The following is a 19,879-nucleotide window of genomic DNA, read 5'->3' as shown; positions in this document are numbered from 1 at the left end:
GCACGACCTTGCCAAGGTCGGGGTCGCGAGTTCGAGTCTCGTTTCCCGCTCCAAATTTTCTTCCATCTCTTATTTATCCACAGTGCAATCCAGCGCCGGGGATGATTTTCGTTTGGTCTGCAGAAATACTGTGAACAGAGTTATCCACAGGTTGTCGTTTCGTCTCTGACGGCGTAAATGCTTCGCTTTGTAAATAATATCTTTATATCTAATTGAAATTTAACAATTAAATTTCATTTCGAAATGTTAATCCGATCACTTGACCTCGGTCTGCGCCTTGAAACGCAATGTGTTTTAGATTTTATTCACAGCCTGTGAATGAATCAGGCGTCGCGCGGCAGCCCTTTCTCTACCACCCTGACCAGACGTAATTTTTTCGGCAGCTGTACTTCGACGGCGTCGGCGCTCCGCTTTTTCAGCTGCTGGGCCATCGCCCACTCAATGTGTTCGTCGAGAAGCGGGTGCTCGCCCAGGCGGCTCTCCAGCGCGCGAAGATGGGCTTCATCCCAGGGCGCATTACCCAGCGCGACGGCGATATTACGCAGCCAGCGCAGGTGACCAATGCGACGAATCGCCGACCCTTCGGTCACCTTCAGAAACCACGATTCGCTCCAGGCGAACAGCTCCACCAGCGGCGGGGCATGCAGCGCCTGGCGCGGACTGAAATCCTCTTCATCGGTGAGCTGTGAGAAACGGTTCCACGGACAGATGAGCTGGCAGTCGTCACAGCCATAGATCCGGTTGCCGATGAGCGGACGGAATTCCTCCGGGATCGCGCCTTCCAGTTCGATGGTGAGATAGGAGATGCAGCGGCGGGCGTCGACGGTATAGGGCTCGACGATGGCCCCGGTGGGGCAGATGGTCATGCAGGCGACGCAGCGTCCACACTCCTCCGCGACCGGGCTGTCGACCGGCAGGGGCAGGTCAATCAGCAGTTCGCCGAGGAAAAAGAAGGAGCCGGCGTCGCGGCTTAAGATAAGTGAGTGCTTACCTGTCCATCCAAGGCCCGCTTTTTCTGCGATGGGCCGCTCCAGGATAGGCGCGGAATCGACAAAAGGTCTAAAATTGAGCGAAGCACACTGTTCCTGAATCTTCTCACCCAGTTTTTTCAGGCGATTACGTAGCAGCTTATGATAATCACGCCCAAGGGCATAACGGCTGACGTAACCCAGCGCGGGATCTTTCAGGGTGCGGGCAAAGGCGGCGTTGGCGGGCAGATAGTTCATCCGCACGCTGATGACGCGTAACGTACCGGGCAGCAGTTCGTGGGGGCGGGCGCGCATCATACCGTGACGGGCCATCCACTCCATTTCGCCGTGGTATTGTTTATCCAGCCATGCCTGCAGTTTGGGTTCACTGGCGCTAAGGTCGGTATCGGCGATACCGACCTGCTGGAACCCGAGCTCTGTGCCCCATTGTTTGATTTGTTGCGCTAACTGAACGAGATCGAGGGGCTGTGACATGATGGACCATACAATGACGAAAAACCCTGACAGTATACCATACAACATTTGGCCTGCGGAGGCGCTGCGCCTGGCCGAACGAGAGGCGGCGGACAGCCTGGGACTGACGCTGTTTGAACTGATGCAGCGCGCGGGCGAGGCGGCGTTCCAGCTGGCCAGCCGCGCTTTTCCTGACAGGGCGCACTGGCTGATCCTCTGCGGGCATGGCAACAACGGCGGCGACGGATATGTCGTCGCGCGTCTGGCCCAGGCCGCCGGGCGGCGGGTGACGCTGCTGGCGGTGGAGAGTGACAACCCGCTGCCGGAAGAGGCGCAGGCGGCGCGGGAGGCATGGCTTAACGCCGGCGGTGTGATCCATGCGGACACTGTCCCCTGGCCAGACGATATCTCACTGATTATTGACGGCCTGCTTGGCACCGGGTTGCGCAGTGCGCCGCGCGAAGCCATCGCGGCGCTCATCCACCAGGCGAACCACCATCCTGCGCCGGTGGTGGCTCTGGATATCCCTTCCGGCCTGAATGCGCAGACCGGCGCGACGCCGGGGGCGGTCATTCAGGCCGACCATACGCTGACGTTTATTGCGCTCAAGCCGGGGCTGCTGACCGGCAAGGCGCGGGATGTCGTCGGGCAGCTCCACCATCATGCGCTGGGGCTTGAGCGCTGGCTCGCCGGACAAAGTACCCCCCTGACGCGATTTTGCGCCGCCCACCTTGCCGACTGGCTGCCGCCGCGCCGGGCTACCTCCCATAAGGGCGATCACGGCAAGCTGGCGATCGTCGGCGGCGATCGCGGCACGGCAGGCGCGATTCGCATGTGCGGTGAAGCGGCTTTACGCGCTGGCGCAGGGCTGGTGCGAGTGCTCACTCACCCTGAGAATGTGGCGCCCATTGTCACCGCCCGGCCGGAATTAATGGTGGATGAACTGACGCCGCAGACCCTGAAAGCCGCGCTGGAATGGGCGGATGTGGTGGCGATTGGCCCGGGACTGGGGCAGAACGAGTGGGGACGCAGCGCCCTGCGCATGGTGGAAAGTGTTAACAAACCGATGGTCTGGGACGCAGACGCGCTGAACCTGCTGGCATTCAATCCCGATAAACGTCACAATCGCGTGCTGACGCCGCACCCCGGCGAAGCGGCCCGTCTGCTGAACGTCAGCGTGGCAGAAATTGAAAGCGATCGCTTACTTTCTGCGCAGCGTCTGGTAAAACGGTATGGCGGCGTGGTCGTGCTGAAAGGCGCGGGCACGGTGGTGGCCAGTGAAAGCGGGGCGATGGGCATTATCGACGCCGGCAATGCCGGGATGGCCAGCGGCGGAATGGGCGATGTGCTCACTGGCATTATCGCCGCATTGTTAGGACAGCACCTGACGCCGTATGATGCTGCCTGTGCCGGGTGCGTCGCGCATGGCGATGCCGCCGACCGACTGGCCGCCCGCGAGGGCACCCGCGGTATGCTGGCGACCGATCTCTTTTCCACGCTCAGGCGTGTTGTTAACCCGGATGTGATTGACGTAGACCATGATTAACCGAGTGATTCCTTTACCCGATGAGCAGGCCACGTTGGCCCTGGGCGACCGTATTGCGCAGGCCTGTACCGGCGCCACCGTGATTTACCTGTATGGTGACTTAGGCGCGGGGAAAACCACCTTTAGCCGCGGCTTTTTACAGGCGCTCGGTCACCGCGGCAATGTCAAAAGCCCTACCTATACCCTGGTGGAGCCGTACACCCTCGACAAACTGATGGTGTATCACTTCGATCTCTACCGCCTGGCGGATCCTGAGGAGCTGGAATTTATGGGGATCCGCGATTATTTTGCCGACGATGCCATCTGCCTGGTGGAATGGCCGCAGCAAGGCGCAGGTGTCCTGCCTGACCCGGACGTTGAAATTCACCTTGATTACCAGGCACAAGGGCGTGAGGCGCGCATGACCGCGATCTCCTCACGGGGTGAATCTTTACTGGCGCGTTTAGCCATTTAGCCTGAAGGATGACGGGATGAAGTATCGCATAACCACCTGGCTTGCCGCTGCGCTGATGCTGTCGAGTCTTCACGCCACTGCGGCGAGTTTATCCGATATCCAGGTCTCCAACGGAGACCAGCAGGCCCGTATTACTCTTAGCTTTGTCGGTGAACCGGAGTATTCCTTTACCCCGCAGGGCAAACGACTGGTGGCGCTGGATATCAAGCAGACCGGCGTATTGCAGGGACTGCCGCTGAAATTTAGCGGCAGCAACCTGGTGAAGAGTATTCGCGCCGGTACGCCGCAGGATACGCAGACGCTGCGTCTGCTGGTGGATCTGACGGAAGATGGCAAAACCCGGGCGGTGAAGCAGCAGAACGGGGCGAATTACACGGTGGTCTTTACCATCAACGCCGACGCGCCGCCGCCGCCGCCTCCTGTGGTGGTGAAACGGGCCGACCCGCCGCCGGTAATGCCTTCCCGGACGGCGACGGCGGGACGCAATCCGTTTAGCTCGTCGGGCCACGATCGGCAGACGCTGATGACCCCCTCTCAGCCGGCGATGACCAACAATCAGACCGTGACCCGTCCGGCGGCCCGCACGGTGTCGGCGCAGGATAAGGTGATTATCGCCATCGACGCCGGGCACGGCGGTCAGGATCCTGGCGCGATTGGCCCGAATGGCACCAAAGAGAAGAACGTGACTATCGCTATCGCGCGCAAGCTGCGGGCGCTGCTGAACGCCGATCCGCAGTTTAAACCAGTGCTGACCCGTGACGGGGATTACTTTATTTCGGTAATGGGGCGCTCGGATGTGGCGCGTAAGCAAAACGCCAACTTCCTCGTCTCAATCCATGCCGACGCCGCGCCAAACCGCGATGCCACCGGCGCCTCGGTATGGGTGCTCTCGAACCGTCGCGCCAACAGTGAAATGGCCGGCTGGCTGGAGCAGCATGAGAAGCAGTCTGAACTGCTCGGCGGCGCGGGCGATGTGCTGGCGAACAGCCAGGCCGATCCCTACCTGAGCCAGGCGGTGCTGGATCTGCAGTTCGGTCACTCCCAGCGCGTCGGCTACGATGTGGCGACTAACGTGCTCAGCCAGCTGCAGCGGATTGGCAATCTGCATAAGCGCCGTCCTGAGCATGCCAGCCTCGGCGTACTGCGCTCGCCGGACATTCCGTCGATCCTCGTGGAAACAGGCTTTATCAGTAACAACGGGGAAGAACGGCTGCTGGGGAGCGATGATTACCAGGAGCAGATTGCGGAGGCGATTTACAACGGTCTGCGCAACTACTTTATGCAGCATCCGCTGCAGTCGGCGCCTCGCGGCGAGGCGGCGCAGACCGCCAGCGCCGCAGCGCCAGGCGGGATGTTGATTAACTAAGGAGCAGGGGATGCCGATTCAGGTTCTGCCGCCGCAGCTCGCCAACCAGATTGCCGCCGGCGAAGTGGTGGAACGGCCCGCGTCGGTGGTGAAAGAGCTGGTTGAAAACAGCCTTGATGCGGGCGCTACGCGAATTGATATTGATATCGAACGCGGCGGCGCGAAGCTCATTCGCATTCGCGATAACGGCTGCGGCATCAAAAAAGACGAGCTGGCGCTGGCCCTGGCTCGCCACGCGACCAGCAAAATCGCCTCGCTCGACGATCTCGAAGCCATTATCAGCCTCGGCTTTCGCGGCGAAGCGCTGGCCAGTATTAGCTCGGTGGCGCGTCTGACGCTCACCTCGCGCACGGCGGAACAGCAGGAAGCCTGGCAGGCGTATGCCGAAGGCCGCGATCAGGCGGTGACGGTGAAGCCGGCGGCGCACCCGGTCGGCACCACCCTGGAAGTCCTCGATCTGTTCTACAACACCCCGGCGCGGCGCAAATTTATGCGTACCGAAAAGACTGAGTTCGGCCACATTGACGAGGTGGTCCGCCGCATTGCGCTGGCGCGCTTCGACGTCACCATCAACCTCAGCCATAACGGCAAGGTGATGCGCCAGTATCGGGCAGTCGCTCAGGATGGCCAGCGGGAGCGGCGGCTGGGAACCATCTGTGGCGCCGCCTTTCTTGAACATGCCCTGGCGATTGAGTGGCAGCATGGCGATCTGACCCTGCGCGGCTGGGTCGCCGATCCGCTGCATACCACCCCTGCGCTGGCGGAAATTCAGTATTGCTATGTTAACGGGCGGATGATGCGCGACCGGCTGATCAACCACGCTATCCGCCAGGCCTGTGAAGACAAACTGGGGGCCGATCAGCAGCCGGCGTTTGTGCTGTATCTGGAGATCGATCCCCATCAGGTGGATGTGAACGTCCACCCGGCCAAGCATGAGGTGCGTTTCCATCAGTCGCGCCTGGTGCATGACTTTATCTACCAGGGCGTACTGAGCGTGCTGCAGCAGCAACTTGACGCGCCGCTGGCGGAAAAAGACGACCCGCCGGCGCCCCGTGCGATGCCGGAGAACCGGATCGCGGCGGGCGGCAACCAGTTTGCGCGGCCGTCGGAAGCGCGTGAACCGGCAACCCGTTTCAGCATCACGCCATCGCGTGAGTCTGCGGCCTCCAGCGGCAGGCCGGGCGGCGCGAGCTGGCCGCACGCGCAGCCGGGTTACCAGAAGCAGCAAGGGGCGCTTTATCGTCAGTTGCTCGACACGCCAACGGCGCCAAAGCCCGCGTTACAGACTCCGGGCGCGGCGGAACTGGCCGGTCACAGCCAGAGCTTTGGCAGAGTGCTGACGATTGTGAGCCGCGACTGCGCGCTGCTCGAGCGCGAGGGCGGCCTGGCGCTGCTGTCGTTGACCGTTGCCGAGCGCTGGCTGCGCCAGGCGCAGTTAACCCCGGGAGCAGAGGCCGTCTGTGCCCAGCCGCTGCTGATCCCCCTGCGGTTAAAAGTGACGGAAGGGGAAAAACAGGCGCTGGCCGCCGCGCAGCCGGCGCTGACGCAGCTGGGGATCGATATGCATACCGATGCCCTGCACGTGACGGTGCGCGCGGTCCCTTTACCCTTAAGACAACAAAATTTACAAATCTTGATTCCTGAACTGATAGGCTACCTGGCGCAGCAAAACGCATTCGACGTCGGCAATATCGCCCAATGGATGGCGCGTAATCTGACGAGCGAACAGACGTCATGGAATATGGCGCAGGCGATTGCGCTGCTGGCGGACGTTGAGCGTCTTTGCCCGCAGCTGGTGAGAACGCCGCCGGGTGGCCTGTTACAACCTGTAGATCTCCATTCGGCGATGAATGCCCTGAAAGATGAATGATGTAACCGAGGCGAGCCTGCCCAAGGCAATTTTTTTAATGGGCCCGACGGCCTCCGGCAAAACCGCGCTGGCGATAGCCTTACGTAAAGTTTTGCCAGTAGAGTTGATTAGTGTTGATTCCGCCCTCATTTATCGGGGAATGGATATTGGCACCGCCAAACCGGATGCCGCAGAGCTGAGCGCCGCGCCGCACCGGCTGCTGGATATTTTGGATCCTGCAGAGGCCTATTCCGCGGCGGATTTTCGCCGCGATGCGCTGGCGGCGATGGCGGAAATTGTCGCCGCCGGGCGAATTCCGCTGTTAGTCGGCGGGACGATGTTGTATTTCAAAGCGTTGCTGGAAGGATTGTCGCCCTTACCGTCCGCTGACCCAGAGGTCAGAGCGCGGATTGAGCAACAGGCCGCAGAGCAGGGGTGGAACGCGTTACATCAGCAGTTACAGGAGATCGATCCCGTGGCGGCTGCGCGTATTCATCCAAATGATCCGCAAAGGCTTTCCCGGGCACTGGAAGTTTTTTTCATTTCGGGTAAAACTTTAACGGAACTGACGCAAACGTCAGGAGACGCTCTGCCATATCAGGTGCATCAGTTCGCCATCGCCCCGGCGAGCCGTGAACTGCTCCATCAACGCATAGAACAGCGTTTTCATCAGATGTTAGCTTCAGGTTTTGAAGCAGAAGTACGGGCGCTTTTTGCCCGCGGAGATTTGCATACGGATATGCCTTCCATCCGTTGTGTCGGATACCGCCAGATGTGGTCATATCTCAATGGCGAGATCCCATATGATGAGATGGTTTATCGAGGTGTTTGCGCCACGAGACAGTTAGCCAAACGTCAGGTCACCTGGCTGCGCGGTTGGGAAGGTGTGCACTGGTTAGACAGTGAACAACCTGAACAAGCGCTCAACAAAGTATTACAGGTTGTTGGTGCGAGCCAGAACTGAACGTGTACAATTAAACGGTATCGTGCGTAATTTTTTTTGAGAATCGTAAGGTTCTGAGTACAAAACAAGCATACATATAAGGAAAAGAGAGAATGGCTAAGGGGCAATCTTTACAAGATCCGTTCCTGAACGCTTTGCGTCGGGAACGCGTTCCGGTTTCTATTTATTTGGTGAATGGTATCAAGCTGCAAGGGCAAATTGAGTCTTTCGATCAGTTCGTGATCCTGTTGAAGAACACGGTCAGCCAGATGGTCTATAAGCACGCAATTTCTACTGTTGTCCCGTCTCGCCCGGTGTCTCACCACAGCAACAATGCTGGCGGCGGTTCCAGTAACTATCACCACGGTGGTAGCGCGCAGGGCTCTTCTGCGCCACAACAAGACAGCGACGACGCCGAATAAGGCTAGTGCTGTTTTTCCACGCCGGGGAGCCAGGTTTTCTGTGTTCCCCGCTGGTATTTTATAAGGGGTTTACGCTTGTTTGACCGTTATGACGCCGGTGAGCAGGCGGTACTGGTACACATCTATTTTTCGCAAGACAAAGATATGGAAGACCTCCAGGAGTTTGAAACTCTGGCCTCTTCCGCCGGTGTCGAAGCAATGCAGGTGATTACCGGTAGCCGTAAAGCACCGCACCCGAAGTATTTTGTTGGTGAAGGTAAGGCAGTCGAAATTGCGGAAGCCGTTAAAGCGACCGGCGCTTCGGTCGTGCTCTTCGATCATGCCCTGAGTCCGGCGCAAGAACGCAACCTGGAACGCCTGTGCGAATGCCGGGTTATCGATCGTACCGGTCTTATTTTAGATATTTTCGCTCAGCGCGCGCGCACCCATGAAGGGAAACTGCAGGTCGAGCTGGCGCAGCTGCGCCATATGGCGACCCGCCTTGTCCGCGGCTGGACCCACCTTGAAAGACAAAAGGGCGGGATCGGTTTGCGTGGCCCGGGTGAAACCCAGCTCGAAACTGACCGTCGTTTATTGCGTAACCGCATCATGCAGATCCTGTCGCGGCTGGAAAAAGTCGAAAAACAGCGTGAGCAGGGGCGGCGGTCGCGCGCGAAAGCCGATATTCCAACCGTGTCGCTGGTGGGCTACACCAACGCCGGAAAATCAACGCTCTTTAACCAGATCACCGCCGCCGAGGTCTATGCCGCGAACCAGCTGTTCGCGACCCTGGACCCGACGCTGCGCCGCATTGACGTCCCTGACGTCGGCGAAACGGTGCTGGCCGATACCGTCGGCTTTATTCGCCACCTGCCGCACGATCTGGTGGCCGCGTTTAAAGCGACGTTGCAGGAGACGCGTCAGGCGACGCTGCTGCTGCATGTGATTGACGCGGCGGATGTCCGCGTGCAGGAAAACATTGATGCGGTAAATACGGTTCTCGCTGAAATTGAGGCCGATGAGATCCCGGCGCTGCTGGTGATGAACAAAATCGACATGCTGGACGATTTTGAACCGCGCATCGATCGCGACGATGAAAATAAACCGATTCGGGTCTGGCTTTCCGCTCAGACCGGGGTTGGCGTACCACTGCTTTTTCAGGCGTTAACGGAGCGCCTTTCCGGTGAAGTGGCCCAGCATACGCTGCGCTTACCGCCGAAAGAAGGGCGACTGAGAAGCCGTTTCTATCAGCTTCAGGCGATAGAAAAAGAGTGGATGGAGGATGACGGCAGCGTGAGTCTGCAGGTGCGCATGCCGATCGTTGACTGGCGGCGCCTCTGTAAGCAAGAGCCAACGCTTGTTGACTATGTGGTTTGACCTTGCAGCTTGCCTGAAGATATTGACCCCTGTGGGGATATCAAAAACAAATATGGAGCATATACATGGCGTGGAATCAGCCCGGTAATAACGGACAGGACCGCGACCCGTGGGGGAGCAGCAAACCTGGCGGCAACTCTGAGGGAAATGGCAACAAAGGCGGTCGCGAGCAGGGGCCGCCGGATCTGGATGATATCTTCCGCAAGTTAAGTAAAAAACTTGGCGGGCTCGGCGGCGGCAAGGGCGGACTGGGCGGCGGCAATAGCGCGCAGGGACCTCGCGGACCGATGGGCGGGCGTATTGTCGGCATCGTTGCCGCGGCGGCAGTGATTATCTGGGCGGCCAGCGGTTTCTATACTATTAAAGAAGCCGAACGCGGCGTGGTCACCCGTTTTGGTAAGTTCAGCCATCTGGTTGAGCCGGGCCTGAACTGGAAGCCGACCTTTATCGATAACGTGCAGGCAGTGAACGTGGAGTCGGTACGTGAACTGGCGGCGTCCGGCGTCATGTTGACCTCTGACGAAAACGTGGTGCGCGTTGAGATGAACGTGCAGTACCGCGTCACCGATCCGGAGCGCTATCTGTTTAGCGTCACCAGCGCGGACGACAGCCTGCGTCAGGCCACCGACAGCGCGCTGCGCGGGGTGATCGGTAAATACACCATGGATCGCATTCTGACCGAAGGTCGTACCGTGATCCGTAGCGATACTCAGCGTGAGCTGGAAGAGACGATTCGCCCGTACAACATGGGCATCACTCTGCTGGACGTCAACTTCCAGACGGCACGTCCGCCGGAAGAGGTGAAAGCCGCGTTTGACGATGCCATTGCCGCGCGTGAGAACGAACAGCAGTACATTCGTGAAGCGGAGGCTTACACCAACGAAGTCCAGCCGCGCGCGAATGGTCAGGCGCAGCGTATCCTCGAAGAGGCACGCGCCTATAAGACCCAGACCGTCCTGGAAGCCCAGGGTGAAGTGGCTCGCTTTGCTAAGATCTTGCCGGAATACAAAGCCGCGCCGGAGATTACCCGCGAGCGTCTGTACATCGAAACGATGGAAAAAGTGCTGAGCCACACCCGTAAAGTGCTGGTTAATGACAGCAAAAACGGCAATCTGATGGTTCTGCCGCTGGACCAGATGCTGAAAGGCGCCGCTGCGCCGGCAGCAAAGAGCGATAGCAGTGACGCCAGCGATCTGCTGCGTCTGCCGCCTGCATCCAGCACTGGCAGCGCCAGCACCTCATCAACCTCGAGCTCAACCGGGGGTAGCATTATGGACCAACGCCGCGCTAACGCGCAGCGTAACGACTACCAGCGTCAGGGGGAATAACGATGCGTAAATCTGTTATCGCGATCATTGTCATCGTGCTGGTAGTGCTCTACATGTCAGTCTTTGTCGTGAAGGAGGGCGAGCGCGGTATCACGCTGCGTTTCGGTAAAGTTCTGCGCGACGACGAAAACAAGCCGCTGGTATACGCGCCAGGCCTGCACTTCAAGATCCCGTTTATCGAATCGGTGAAAATGCTGGATGCGCGTATTCAGACCATGGATAACCAGGCTGACCGTTTTGTCACCAAAGAGAAGAAAGACCTGATCGTCGACTCCTATATTAAATGGCGCATCAGCGACTTCAGCCGTTACTACCTGGCCACCGGCGGCGGCGACGTCTCCCAGGCAGAGGTGCTGCTGAAGCGTAAATTCTCGGACCGTCTGCGTTCTGAAATCGGCCGTCTGGATGTGAAAGACATCGTCACCGACTCCCGTGGCCGCCTGACGCTGGAAGTGCGTGATGCGCTGAACTCAGGGTCGGCCGGTACGGAAGACGAGGTTAGCACGCCGGCAGCTGACGACGCGATTGCCAAAGCGGCAGAGCGCGTGGAAGCTGAAACCAACGGCAAAGTGCAGGTGATCAACCCGAACAGTATGGCGGCGCTGGGTATTGAAGTCGTCGACGTGCGTATCAAGCAGATCAACCTGCCGGCGGAAGTGTCGGAAGCGATCTACAACCGTATGCGCGCGGAGCGTGAAGCGGTTGCTCGTCGCCACCGTTCACAGGGTCAGGAAGAGGCGGAAAAACTGCGCGCGACCGCGGACTATGAAGTCACCAAGACGCTGGCGGAAGCCGAGCGCCAGGGCCGTATCCTGCGTGGTGAAGGCGATGCGGAATCGGCAAAACTGTTTGCCGACGCGTTCAGCCAGGATCCGGGCTTCTATTCCTTTATTCGTAGCCTGCGCGCCTATGAGAAGAGCTTCCAGAGCAATCAGGATGTCATGGTCCTGAGCCCGGATAGCGATTTCTTCCGCTATATGCGTTCACCGGATTCGGTGCGTAAATAAGTCGAAGATGACAGTAACCTACAGTGGTTAATGCAAAAAGGCGCCTGAGACAGGCGCCTTTTTTTATGCTACGACGGCGTGAATTAGTTGCCGAGCAGCTTGTTCAGCAGGCCGCCGATCACCGGCAGGCTCGCCAGCGTACTCTCGATGGTGCCGCCGATAGATGAGCCAACGCTTTCGCCCAGGGTTTTGCCCAGATCCGGCGCCAGATCGGCCAGATTAATGGTGCCAAGCAGCGGCAGGTTGATGCTCAGGGCATCGGTGCCCATGGTCCATACGGCGGCGCCGACCTTACTACCTAAGGAGGCCAGGCCATCCTGTAACCAACCTGCGCCGCTCACATTTTCGATTTCAAATGCGGTTAATTCTCTCATGATAATCTTCCTGATTATGTAGACGTACCGGGTTGTAGTACGCGACGGCATAGTTACAGTTTAAAAAATATCCATCAATACAATTAGTTGTGAATTATGTTTCACTTTGCTGGTTCATAATGAAGCTGAAATACGGGACAATGTGAAATGAGTGAATGAATTCACTGTGCTGGCCGATGACGCCTGCGAAGGCGGCGATGATACTTTTCAATTAGGGTTGACGATGAACTCCACCATTTGGCTGGCGCTGGCGCTGGTTTTAGTACTCGAAGGGCTTGGCCCGCTACTTTATCCGCGCGCCTGGCGCAAGATGGTCGCCAGCCTGAGCCAGCTCCCGGATAATTTATTGCGGCGCTTTGGCGGCGGACTTGTGGTTGCCGGGATTGTGATCTACTACATGTTGAGGAAATCGATTGGCTGATCAAAAAGTGGTCGGATTTGCCTTATTTTGGATGCAAAAAGTGCTGTAACTCTGAAAAAGCGATGGTAGAATCCATTTTTAAGCAAACGGTGATTTTGAAAAATGGGTAACAACGTCGTCGTACTGGGCACCCAATGGGGTGACGAAGGTAAAGGGAAGATCGTCGATCTCCTGACAGAACGGGCTAAATATGTTGTGCGCTACCAGGGTGGTCACAACGCCGGCCATACTCTCGTAATCAACGGTGAAAAAACCGTTCTCCATCTTATTCCATCAGGCATTCTGCGTGAAAACGTCACCAGCATCATCGGTAACGGCGTCGTGCTGTCTCCGGCTGCGCTGATGAAAGAGATGAAGGGCCTGGAAGACCGTGGTATCCCGGTTCGCGAGCGTCTGCTGCTCTCTGAAGCCTGCCCGCTTATCCTTGACTATCACGTGGCGCTGGACGTGGCACGTGAAAAAGCGCGCGGCGCGAAGGCTATCGGCACCACCGGTCGCGGCATCGGCCCGGCTTACGAAGATAAAGTCGCTCGTCGCGGTCTGCGCGTTGGCGATCTGTTCGATAAAGCAACCTTCGCCGATAAACTGAAAGAAGTGATGGAATATCACAACTTCCAGCTGGTGAACTTCTACAAAGCAGAAGCCGTTGACTACCAGAAAGTGCTGGACGATGTGATGGCGATTGCCGACATCCTGACCGGCATGGTGGTGGACGTTTCCGACCTGCTGGATCAGGCGCGTAAACGTGGCGACTTCGTGATGTTCGAAGGCGCTCAGGGCACGCTGCTGGATATCGACCATGGTACTTATCCGTACGTAACCTCTTCCAACACCACCGCCGGTGGCGTGGCGACCGGCTCCGGCCTGGGCCCGCGTTATGTGGATTACGTTCTGGGTATCATCAAAGCTTACTCGACTCGCGTAGGCGCGGGTCCGTTCCCGACCGAGCTGTTTGATGAAACCGGCGAGTTCCTCTGCAAGCAGGGTAACGAATTCGGCGCCACCACCGGTCGCCGTCGTCGTACCGGCTGGCTGGACGCCGTCGCGGTTCGTCGCGCGGTGCAGATTAACTCCCTGTCCGGCTTCTGCCTGACTAAACTGGACGTCCTCGACGGCCTGAAAGAAGTGAAAATCTGCGTTGGCTACCGTATGCCGGATGGCCGCGAAGTGACCACCACTCCGCTGGCAGCCGACAACTGGGAAGGTATCGAGCCTATCTACGAAACCATGCCGGGCTGGTCTGAAACCACCTTCGGCGTGAAAGAGCGCAGCGGCCTGCCGCAGGCAGCGCTGAACTACATCCAGCGTATTGAAGAGCTGACCGGCGTTCCGGTTGATATCATCTCTACCGGTCCAGACCGTACCGAGACCATGATTCTGCGCGACCCGTTCGACGCATAATCACTCGCAAGGGGCGCCGTTCGGGCGCCCTTGTTTTTGCTGTTCGCCCGCCCCATTTTAAATAAATTAGCGGCCTGAGCGCTGGCTGGTTTATCATCAATAATAATGATGTCGCTCGACATACCCTGTTTTCTTTTCCCTGAGGTTTATGTGCAGTTAACGAGTTTCACCGATTACGGACTACGGGCGCTGATTTATATGGCGTCGCTGCCGGAAGGACGGATGACCAGTATCTCGGAAGTGACCGAGGTCTATGGCGTCTCCCGTAATCATATGGTTAAAATAATCAATCAGTTAAGTCGCATGGGCTACGTAACTGCCGTGCGGGGGAAGAACGGGGGCATTCGCCTCGGCAAACCAGCAGGACAGATCCGCGTCGGTGACGTGGTGCGCGACCTTGAACCCTTATCGCTGGTCAACTGCAGCAGCGAGTTTTGCCACATTACACCAGCCTGTCGTTTGAAACAGGCGCTAGCTGAAGCCGCGCAGAGTTTTCTCAAGGAACTGGATAACTATACGCTGGCTGATTTGGTTGAGAAGAATCAACCGCTTTATAAATTATTGCTGGTGGAGTGACGCCACTCTGCCGGAGATGACAACGGAGGAACCGATATGTCACAAGATCCATTCCAGGAACGCGAAGCTGAGAAGTACGCGAACCCAATCCCGAGCCGGGAATTTATCCTCGAACATTTAACCAAACGGGAAAAGCCTGCCAGCCGCGATGAGCTGGCTATCGAGTTAAATATCGAGGGCGAAGAGCAAACCGAAGCGCTGCGCCGCCGCCTGCGCGCGATGGAGCGCGACGGTCAGCTGGTCTTCACCCGCCGTCAGTGCTATGCGCTGCCGGAGCGCCTTGATCTCCTCAAAGGTACCGTTATCGGCCACCGCGATGGCTATGGTTTCCTGCGCGTTGAAGGGCGCAAAGACGATCTCTACCTGTCGTCAGAGCAGATGAAAACCTGTATTCATGGCGACCAGGTGCTGGCCCAACCGCTGGGCGCGGACCGTAAGGGCCGCCGCGAAGCGCGCATTGTCCGCGTCCTGGTGCCGAAAACCAGCCAGATTGTTGGCCGCTACTTTACCGACGCTGGCGTCGGTTTCGTCGTCCCGGACGACAGTCGCCTGAGCTTCGATATCCTGATCCCGCCGGAAGAGATTATGGGCGCGCGGATGGGCTACGTGGTGGTGGTCGAGCTGACCCAGCGCCCGACCCGCCGCACCAAAGCCGTGGGGAAAATCGTCGAAGTGCTGGGCGACAACATGGGTACCGGCATGGCCGTCGATATGGCGCTGCGCACCCATGAAATTCCATACGTCTGGCCGCCGGCGGTAGAAAACCAGGTTTCCGGCCTGAAAGAGCAGGTGCCGGAAGAGGCGAAAGCCGGGCGCGTCGATCTGCGCTCCCTGCCGCTGGTCACCATTGACGGCGAAGATGCCCGCGACTTCGATGACGCGGTGTACTGCGAGAAGAAACGCGGCGGCGGCTGGCGCCTGTGGGTAGCCATTGCCGACGTCAGCTACTACGTGCGTCCAGGGACGCCGCTGGACGCTGAAGCGCGCAGCCGCGGAACCTCGGTCTACTTCCCGTCGCAGGTGGTGCCGATGCTGCCGGAAGTGCTGTCTAACGGTCTGTGCTCGCTGAACCCGCAGGTCGATCGCCTGTGCATGGTGTGCGAGATGACGATTTCGTCAAAAGGCCGTCTGACCGGTTATAAATTCTATGAAGCGGTGATGAGTTCACATGCTCGCCTGACCTATACCAAGGTGTGGCATATGCTGCAGGGCGACCAGGAGCTGCGTGAGCACTACGCGCCGCTGGTGAAGCATATTGAAGAACTGCATAACCTCTACAAGGTGCTGGATGGCGCCCGCGAAGAGCGCGGCGGTATCTCATTTGAAAGTGAAGAAGCTAAATTCATCTTCAACGCCGAGCGCCGTATCGAGCGTATCGAACAGACCCAGCGTAACGATGCGCACAAGCTGATTGAAGAGTGCATGATCCTGGCGAACATCTCCGCTGCGCGCTTCGTTGAGAAGGCGCAGGAGCCGGCGCTGTTCCGTATTCACGATAAGCCGAGCACCGAGGCGATTACCGCGTTCCGCAGCGTGCTGGCGGAGCTGGGTCTGGAACTGCCGGGCGGCAACAAGCCGGAGCCGCGCGATTACGCCGAACTGCTGACCTCCATCGCCGATCGCCCGGATGCGGAAATGCTGCAGACGATGCTCCTGCGGTCGATGAAGCAGGCGGTCTACGATCCGGAAAACCGCGGCCACTTTGGCCTCGCGCTGCAGTCCTATGCCCACTTCACCTCGCCGATCCGTCGTTACCCGGATCTGTCGCTGCACCGCGCCATCAAATATCTGCTGGCCAAAGAGCAGGGGCATAAAGGCAATAGCACGGAGACCGGCGGCTGGCACTACAGCATGGAAGAGATGCTGCAGCTGGGCGAGCACTGCTCGATGACCGAACGTCGCGCCGATGAAGCGACGCGCGAAGTCTCCGACTGGCTGAAGTGTGACTTCATGCAGGATCAGGTAGGCAATATCTTCTCCGGGGTTATCGCCAGCGTGACCGGCTTTGGCTTCTTCGTTCGTCTCAACGATCTGTTTATCGACGGCCTGGTGCATGTTTCCTCCCTCGATAACGACTACTATCGTTTCGACCAGGTGGGGCAGCGTCTGATCGGCGAGTCCGGCGGGCAGACCTATCGCCTGGGCGACCGCGTGGAAGTCCGTGTGGAAGCGGTCAACATGGACGAGCGTAAAATCGACTTTACCCTGATCTCCAGCGAGCGCGCGCCGCGTAATGTCGGCAAAACCGCCCGTGAGAAAGCGAAAAAGAGCACCTCCGGCAAACCGGGCGGCCGTCGTCGTCAGGTTGGTAAGCAGGTGAACTTCGAGCCGGACAGCGCGTTCCGCAAAGAAAAAGACCAGGCGAAAGCGAAGCCGAAAGGCGAGAAGAAAGCGAAAAAACCGTCGGCGAAAACGCAGAAAATCGCCGCCGCGACCAAAGCCAAGCGCGCGGCAAAGAAGAAGAGCGCCGAGTGATTGACCACCCTTCACTGAAGTCTGCTGACGCAGAACGGGGTGAAGGGCGGATAACAGAACCTAAAACGAGTACATCAATGAGTGAAATGATTTACGGCATCCATGCGGTGCAGGCACTGCTGGAGCGCGCACCTGAGCGTTTTCAGGAAGTTTATATTCTGAAAGGCCGTGAGGATAAGCGCCTGCTGCCGCTGATCCACGCGCTGGAAGCGCAGGGCGTGGTGATTCAGCTGGCCAACCGCCAGTTCCTCGATGAGAAGAGCGAAGGCGCGGTACACCAGGGGATCATTGCCCGTGTGAAGCCGGGGCGTCAGTATCAGGAGAACGATCTGCCGGATCTGCTGGCGCAGCTCGATCAGCCGTTCCTGTTGATCCTTGACGGCGTGACCGATCCGCATAACCTCGGCGCCTGCCTGCGCAGCGCCGATGCTGCCGGCGTGCACGCGGTGATTGTGCCGAAAGATCGTTCCGCGCAGCTGAATGCGACGGCGAAGAAAGTGGCCTGCGGCGCGGCGGAGAACGTCCCGCTGATCCGCGTCACCAACCTGGCGCGCACCATGCGCCTGCTGCAGGAGGAGAACGTCTGGATCGTCGGAACCGCAGGTGAAGCCGACCATACGCTGTTCCAGAGCAAAATGACCGGGCCGATGGCGCTGGTGATGGGCGCGGAAGGCGAAGGTATGCGCCGCCTGACCCGCGAGCACTGTGATGAGCTGATCAGCATCCCGATGGCGGGCAGCGTCTCCTCGCTGAACGTCTCGGTGGCCACTGGCATCTGCCTGTTTGAGGCGGTACGCCAGCGCAGCTAAGCTGATCCGCTGACGGAACTGAAAAGCCATCCTCCGGGATGGCTTTTTTGTGACCGCTCTCGCGGGCGAGTATCTCCCTGGATAACCATACTTATGGTTATCGCCATTGATGGAGGGAGACACGATGCACTGGCAAACGCACACCGTTTTTAATCAACCGACCCCGCTGAATAACAGCAATCTGTTCCTGTCTGATACCGCCCTGCGTGAAGCGGTGGTCCGTGAAGGCGCCGGCTGGGATGGCGATCTGCTCGCCAGCATTGGCCAGCAGCTGGGGACCGCAGAATCGCTGGAGCTGGGACGCCTGGCCAACAGCAACCCGCCGGAGCTGCTGCGCTATGACGCCACCGGCGCCCGACTGGACGACGTTCGCTTCCACCCCGCCTGGCACCTGCTGATGCAGGGGCTGTGCGCGAACCGGGTGCATAATCTCGCCTGGCAGGAGGAGGCCCGTGAAGGCGCGTTTGTCGCGCGCGCCGCTCGCTTTCTGCTCCACGCCCAGGTAGAGGCCGGAACGCTGTGCCCGATTACCATGACCTTCGCCGCGACGCCTCTGCTGCAGCACGCCCTGCCTGCGCCTTTTGGCGACTGGCTGTCGCCGCTGCTGAGCGACCGTTACGATCCCCACCTCGCGCCGGGCGGCCAGAAGCGCGGCCTGCTGATTGGCATGGGGATGACCGAGAAGCAAGGGGGCTCCGATGTGCTGAGCAATACCACCCGCGCGGAGAAAACGGCCGAAGGGTTTTACCGGCTGGTGGGACACAAATGGTTCTTCTCGGTGCCGCAGAGCGATGCCCACCTGGTGCTGGCCCAGGCGCCTGCGGGCCTGTCGTGCTTCTTTGTGCCGCGCCTGCTGCCCGACGGACAGCGCAACGGCGTGCGGCTGGAGCGCTTAAAAGAGAAGCTCGGCAACCGCTCCAACGCCAGTAGCGAAGTGGAGTTTTATGACGCCTGCGGCTGGCTGGTGGGCGATGAGGGCGACGGCGTGCGGCAGATCCTCAGGATGGGCGGCCTGACCCGCTTTGACTGCGCGCTGGGTAGCCATGCCCTGATGCGCCGGGCCTTCTCGGTGGCGCTGTATCATGCGCTACAGCGCCAGGCGTTCGGTAAAAATCTGGTCGATCAACCGATGATGCGCCAGCTGCTGGGGCAAATGGCGCTCCGTCTTGAAGGACAAACCGCGTTCCTGTTTCGTCTGGCGCGGGCCTGGGACCGTCGGGATGATGCCCGGGAAAGCGCCTGGGCGCGTCTGTTTACGCCTGCGGCCAAGTTTGCCATCTGCAAGGCAGGCATCCCGTTCGTCGCTGAGGCGATGGAAGTCCTGGGAGGGATCGGCTATTGCGAGGAGAGTGAGCTGCCGCGGTTGTATCGCGAGATGCCGGTCAACAGCATCTGGGAAGGCTCCGGCAATATTATGTGCCTCGATGTGATGCGGGTGCTGAGCAAGCAGCCGGCGGCGATGGAGCTGCTGGCCGCGGAGTGTACGGAGGTGAAAGGACAGAACCGCCATCTCGAGCGCGCATGGCGTCAGCTGCAGCAATTGCTGAAACGACCCGCCGAAGAGCAGGGCAGAGAGATTGCCCGGCTGGTCTATCGTCTGGGGGCGGGGGCGCAGATGCTGCGTTTCGCTTCGCCGCCGCTGGCCGAAGCCTGGTGCCGGATGATGCTCGACACGCGCGGCGGCATACGTCTTGACGCGCCGACCCTTGACGACCTGCTGCTGCGGGCCATGGGGCGGGGGCGCCAGGCGCCTCAGGCGTAGAGAATGGCCTGCACGCGCCAGCTATCCGGCTGTTGTTCCTCGTACATCTGAATAATGCGATACCACGAGGCGCCTTGCTCGTCCGCTTTGCGGGCAATGGCGTGCTCCACATCCTGTTGGCTGCCGGAAAGATTAGCGACGGAGATCAGACCGATTTCATTCAGGCCGGTGACGCAATCCGCGCTGGCGAATTCGGCTGACTGCGCGGAGGTGTTGGCCGTCGCAGTGGTTAACAGCAGGCTGGATAGGGTAAAAGATCGTTTCATCGTCAGCTCCATTTCGCGTAGTCCCAAGGGCAGTCCGTTGCTAACGTCCTGCCAGGTGGCTGGCCGAACGTTATTATGCACA

The 19,879-nt window shown here is 59.1% G+C and carries 18 protein-coding genes; 15 read left to right on the top strand and 3 right to left on the bottom strand.

The genetic code is table 11. The annotated features are described in order from the left end of the window. Positions 1-323: 323 nt before the first annotated feature. A complete protein-coding gene (gene queG, locus ABLV04_RS02635; protein ID WP_080901610.1) occupies positions 324-1,463 on the bottom strand; it encodes a tRNA epoxyqueuosine(34) reductase QueG in 1,140 nt (379 codons plus the stop codon). A 13-nt stretch (positions 1,464-1,476) separates the two neighbouring features. Between queG and nnr the strand changes: the two genes are divergently transcribed. The 9 genes from nnr (at position 1,477) to hflC (ending at position 11,713) form a co-directional block, all read left to right on the top strand. Then, positions 1,477-2,988, top strand: coding sequence for a bifunctional ADP-dependent NAD(P)H-hydrate dehydratase/NAD(P)H-hydrate epimerase (nnr, locus tag ABLV04_RS02630; protein WP_348815313.1), 1,512 nt, complete (start codon positions 1,477-1,479; stop codon positions 2,986-2,988). Then, entirely contained in the window at positions 2,981-3,442 is a 462-nt protein-coding gene (gene tsaE / locus ABLV04_RS02625; protein ID WP_032454629.1) for a tRNA (adenosine(37)-N6)-threonylcarbamoyltransferase complex ATPase subunit type 1 TsaE, read from the top strand. The genes nnr and tsaE overlap by 8 nt, the downstream gene beginning before the upstream one ends. A gap of 16 nt (positions 3,443-3,458) precedes the next feature. Next, complete coding sequence (amiB, locus tag ABLV04_RS02620) at positions 3,459-4,808, top strand: N-acetylmuramoyl-L-alanine amidase AmiB (RefSeq protein ID WP_348815311.1); 1,350 nt, start codon at positions 3,459-3,461, stop codon at positions 4,806-4,808. 10 nt (positions 4,809-4,818) lie between these two features. Further along, positions 4,819-6,678: a DNA mismatch repair endonuclease MutL gene (mutL, locus tag ABLV04_RS02615; RefSeq protein WP_085551710.1), complete on the top strand. Its 1,860-nt coding sequence runs from the start codon at positions 4,819-4,821 to the stop codon at positions 6,676-6,678. Further along, positions 6,671-7,621, top strand: a complete 951-nt coding sequence (gene miaA, locus ABLV04_RS02610; RefSeq protein ID WP_004206442.1) for a tRNA (adenosine(37)-N6)-dimethylallyltransferase MiaA — start codon at positions 6,671-6,673, stop codon at positions 7,619-7,621. Before mutL ends, miaA begins: the two co-directional genes overlap by 8 nt. Positions 7,622-7,713: 92 nt before the next feature. Then, positions 7,714-8,022 (top strand): RNA chaperone Hfq, encoded by a 309-nt coding sequence (gene hfq, locus ABLV04_RS02605; RefSeq protein WP_002885659.1) that lies wholly within the window; start codon positions 7,714-7,716, stop codon positions 8,020-8,022. Between the two features lie 75 nt (positions 8,023-8,097). Then, entirely contained in the window at positions 8,098-9,378 is a 1,281-nt protein-coding gene (hflX, locus tag ABLV04_RS02600; RefSeq protein WP_004146725.1) for a ribosome rescue GTPase HflX, read from the top strand. Between the two features lie 65 nt (positions 9,379-9,443). Then, positions 9,444-10,706: an FtsH protease activity modulator HflK gene (hflK, locus tag ABLV04_RS02595; protein ID WP_004206443.1), complete on the top strand. Its 1,263-nt coding sequence runs from the start codon at positions 9,444-9,446 to the stop codon at positions 10,704-10,706. A 2-nt stretch (positions 10,707-10,708) separates the two neighbouring features. Next, positions 10,709-11,713, top strand: a complete 1,005-nt coding sequence (gene hflC, locus ABLV04_RS02590; protein ID WP_004192484.1) for a protease modulator HflC — start codon at positions 10,709-10,711, stop codon at positions 11,711-11,713. Between the two features lie 83 nt (positions 11,714-11,796). Here the strand turns inward: hflC and ABLV04_RS02585 are convergent, their stop codons facing one another. After that, positions 11,797-12,087: a hypothetical protein gene (locus ABLV04_RS02585; RefSeq protein WP_023291715.1), complete on the bottom strand. Its 291-nt coding sequence runs from the start codon at positions 12,085-12,087 to the stop codon at positions 11,797-11,799. 223 nt (positions 12,088-12,310) lie between these two features. On the opposite strand from ABLV04_RS02585, the gene ABLV04_RS02580 reads away from it, so the two are divergent. The 6 genes from ABLV04_RS02580 (at position 12,311) to ABLV04_RS02555 (ending at position 19,531) form a co-directional block, all read left to right on the top strand. Continuing rightward, entirely contained in the window at positions 12,311-12,508 is a 198-nt protein-coding gene (locus tag ABLV04_RS02580) for a DUF2065 domain-containing protein (protein ID WP_002885664.1), read from the top strand. A gap of 102 nt (positions 12,509-12,610) precedes the next feature. Further along, positions 12,611-13,909 carry an adenylosuccinate synthase gene (locus ABLV04_RS02575; protein WP_012543110.1) on the top strand — a complete coding sequence of 433 codons (1,299 nt, stop codon included), beginning with the start codon at positions 12,611-12,613 and terminating at the stop codon, positions 13,907-13,909. 150 nt (positions 13,910-14,059) lie between these two features. After that, positions 14,060-14,485 (top strand): nitric oxide-sensing transcriptional repressor NsrR, encoded by a 426-nt coding sequence (nsrR, locus tag ABLV04_RS02570; RefSeq protein WP_002885667.1) that lies wholly within the window; start codon positions 14,060-14,062, stop codon positions 14,483-14,485. Positions 14,486-14,521: 36 nt separating this feature from the next. Further along, positions 14,522-16,960 carry a ribonuclease R gene (rnr, locus tag ABLV04_RS02565; protein ID WP_023291716.1) on the top strand — a complete coding sequence of 813 codons (2,439 nt, stop codon included), beginning with the start codon at positions 14,522-14,524 and terminating at the stop codon, positions 16,958-16,960. A 77-nt stretch (positions 16,961-17,037) separates the two neighbouring features. Next, a complete protein-coding gene (gene rlmB, locus ABLV04_RS02560; RefSeq protein WP_002885669.1) occupies positions 17,038-17,769 on the top strand; it encodes a 23S rRNA (guanosine(2251)-2'-O)-methyltransferase RlmB in 732 nt (243 codons plus the stop codon). 124 nt (positions 17,770-17,893) lie between these two features. Next, a complete protein-coding gene (locus tag ABLV04_RS02555) occupies positions 17,894-19,531 on the top strand; it encodes an isovaleryl-CoA dehydrogenase (protein WP_348815309.1) in 1,638 nt (545 codons plus the stop codon). On the opposite strand, the gene yjfN is transcribed toward ABLV04_RS02555, so the two are convergent. Further along, positions 19,522-19,797, bottom strand: a complete 276-nt coding sequence (gene yjfN, locus ABLV04_RS02550; protein ID WP_004206450.1) for a DUF1471 family protease activator YjfN — start codon at positions 19,795-19,797, stop codon at positions 19,522-19,524. The two genes, ABLV04_RS02555 and yjfN, sit on opposite strands and share 10 nt — an antisense overlap. Positions 19,798-19,879 lie beyond the last annotated feature (82 nt).

Source organism: Klebsiella sp. JN_Kp127, from assembly GCF_040062505.1.
Taxonomy (GTDB): Bacteria; Pseudomonadota; Gammaproteobacteria; order Enterobacterales; family Enterobacteriaceae; genus Klebsiella; species Klebsiella quasipneumoniae.
The sequence above is the reverse complement of the archived record's forward strand: the minus strand, read 5'-3'. Positions and strand labels throughout refer to the sequence as shown.

Bases quoted from the DNA above. Each gene is read 5' to 3' on its own strand.
- ABLV04_RS02580 (WP_002885664.1), top strand. From the start codon at position 12,311: ATGAACTCCACCATTTGGCTGGCGCTGGCGCTGGTTTTAGTACTCGAA.
- rnr (WP_023291716.1), top strand. From the start codon at position 14,522: ATGTCACAAGATCCATTCCAGGAACGCGAAGCTGAGAAGTACGCGAAC.
- rlmB (WP_002885669.1), top strand. From the start codon at position 17,038: ATGAGTGAAATGATTTACGGCATCCATGCGGTGCAGGCACTGCTGGAG.
- ABLV04_RS02575 (WP_012543110.1), top strand. From the start codon at position 12,611: ATGGGTAACAACGTCGTCGTACTGGGCACCCAATGGGGTGACGAAGGT.
- mutL (WP_085551710.1), top strand. From the start codon at position 4,819: ATGCCGATTCAGGTTCTGCCGCCGCAGCTCGCCAACCAGATTGCCGCC.
- hflK (WP_004206443.1), top strand. From the start codon at position 9,444: ATGGCGTGGAATCAGCCCGGTAATAACGGACAGGACCGCGACCCGTGG.
- tsaE (WP_032454629.1), top strand. From the start codon at position 2,981: ATGATTAACCGAGTGATTCCTTTACCCGATGAGCAGGCCACGTTGGCC.
- ABLV04_RS02585 (WP_023291715.1), bottom strand. From the start codon at position 12,087: ATGAGAGAATTAACCGCATTTGAAATCGAAAATGTGAGCGGCGCAGGT.
- amiB (WP_348815311.1), top strand. From the start codon at position 3,459: ATGAAGTATCGCATAACCACCTGGCTTGCCGCTGCGCTGATGCTGTCG.
- ABLV04_RS02555 (WP_348815309.1), top strand. From the start codon at position 17,894: ATGCACTGGCAAACGCACACCGTTTTTAATCAACCGACCCCGCTGAAT.
- hfq (WP_002885659.1), top strand. From the start codon at position 7,714: ATGGCTAAGGGGCAATCTTTACAAGATCCGTTCCTGAACGCTTTGCGT.
- miaA (WP_004206442.1), top strand. From the start codon at position 6,671: ATGAATGATGTAACCGAGGCGAGCCTGCCCAAGGCAATTTTTTTAATG.
- queG (WP_080901610.1), bottom strand. From the start codon at position 1,463: ATGTCACAGCCCCTCGATCTCGTTCAGTTAGCGCAACAAATCAAACAA.
- hflC (WP_004192484.1), top strand. From the start codon at position 10,709: ATGCGTAAATCTGTTATCGCGATCATTGTCATCGTGCTGGTAGTGCTC.
- yjfN (WP_004206450.1), bottom strand. From the start codon at position 19,797: ATGAAACGATCTTTTACCCTATCCAGCCTGCTGTTAACCACTGCGACG.
- nnr (WP_348815313.1), top strand. From the start codon at position 1,477: ATGACGAAAAACCCTGACAGTATACCATACAACATTTGGCCTGCGGAG.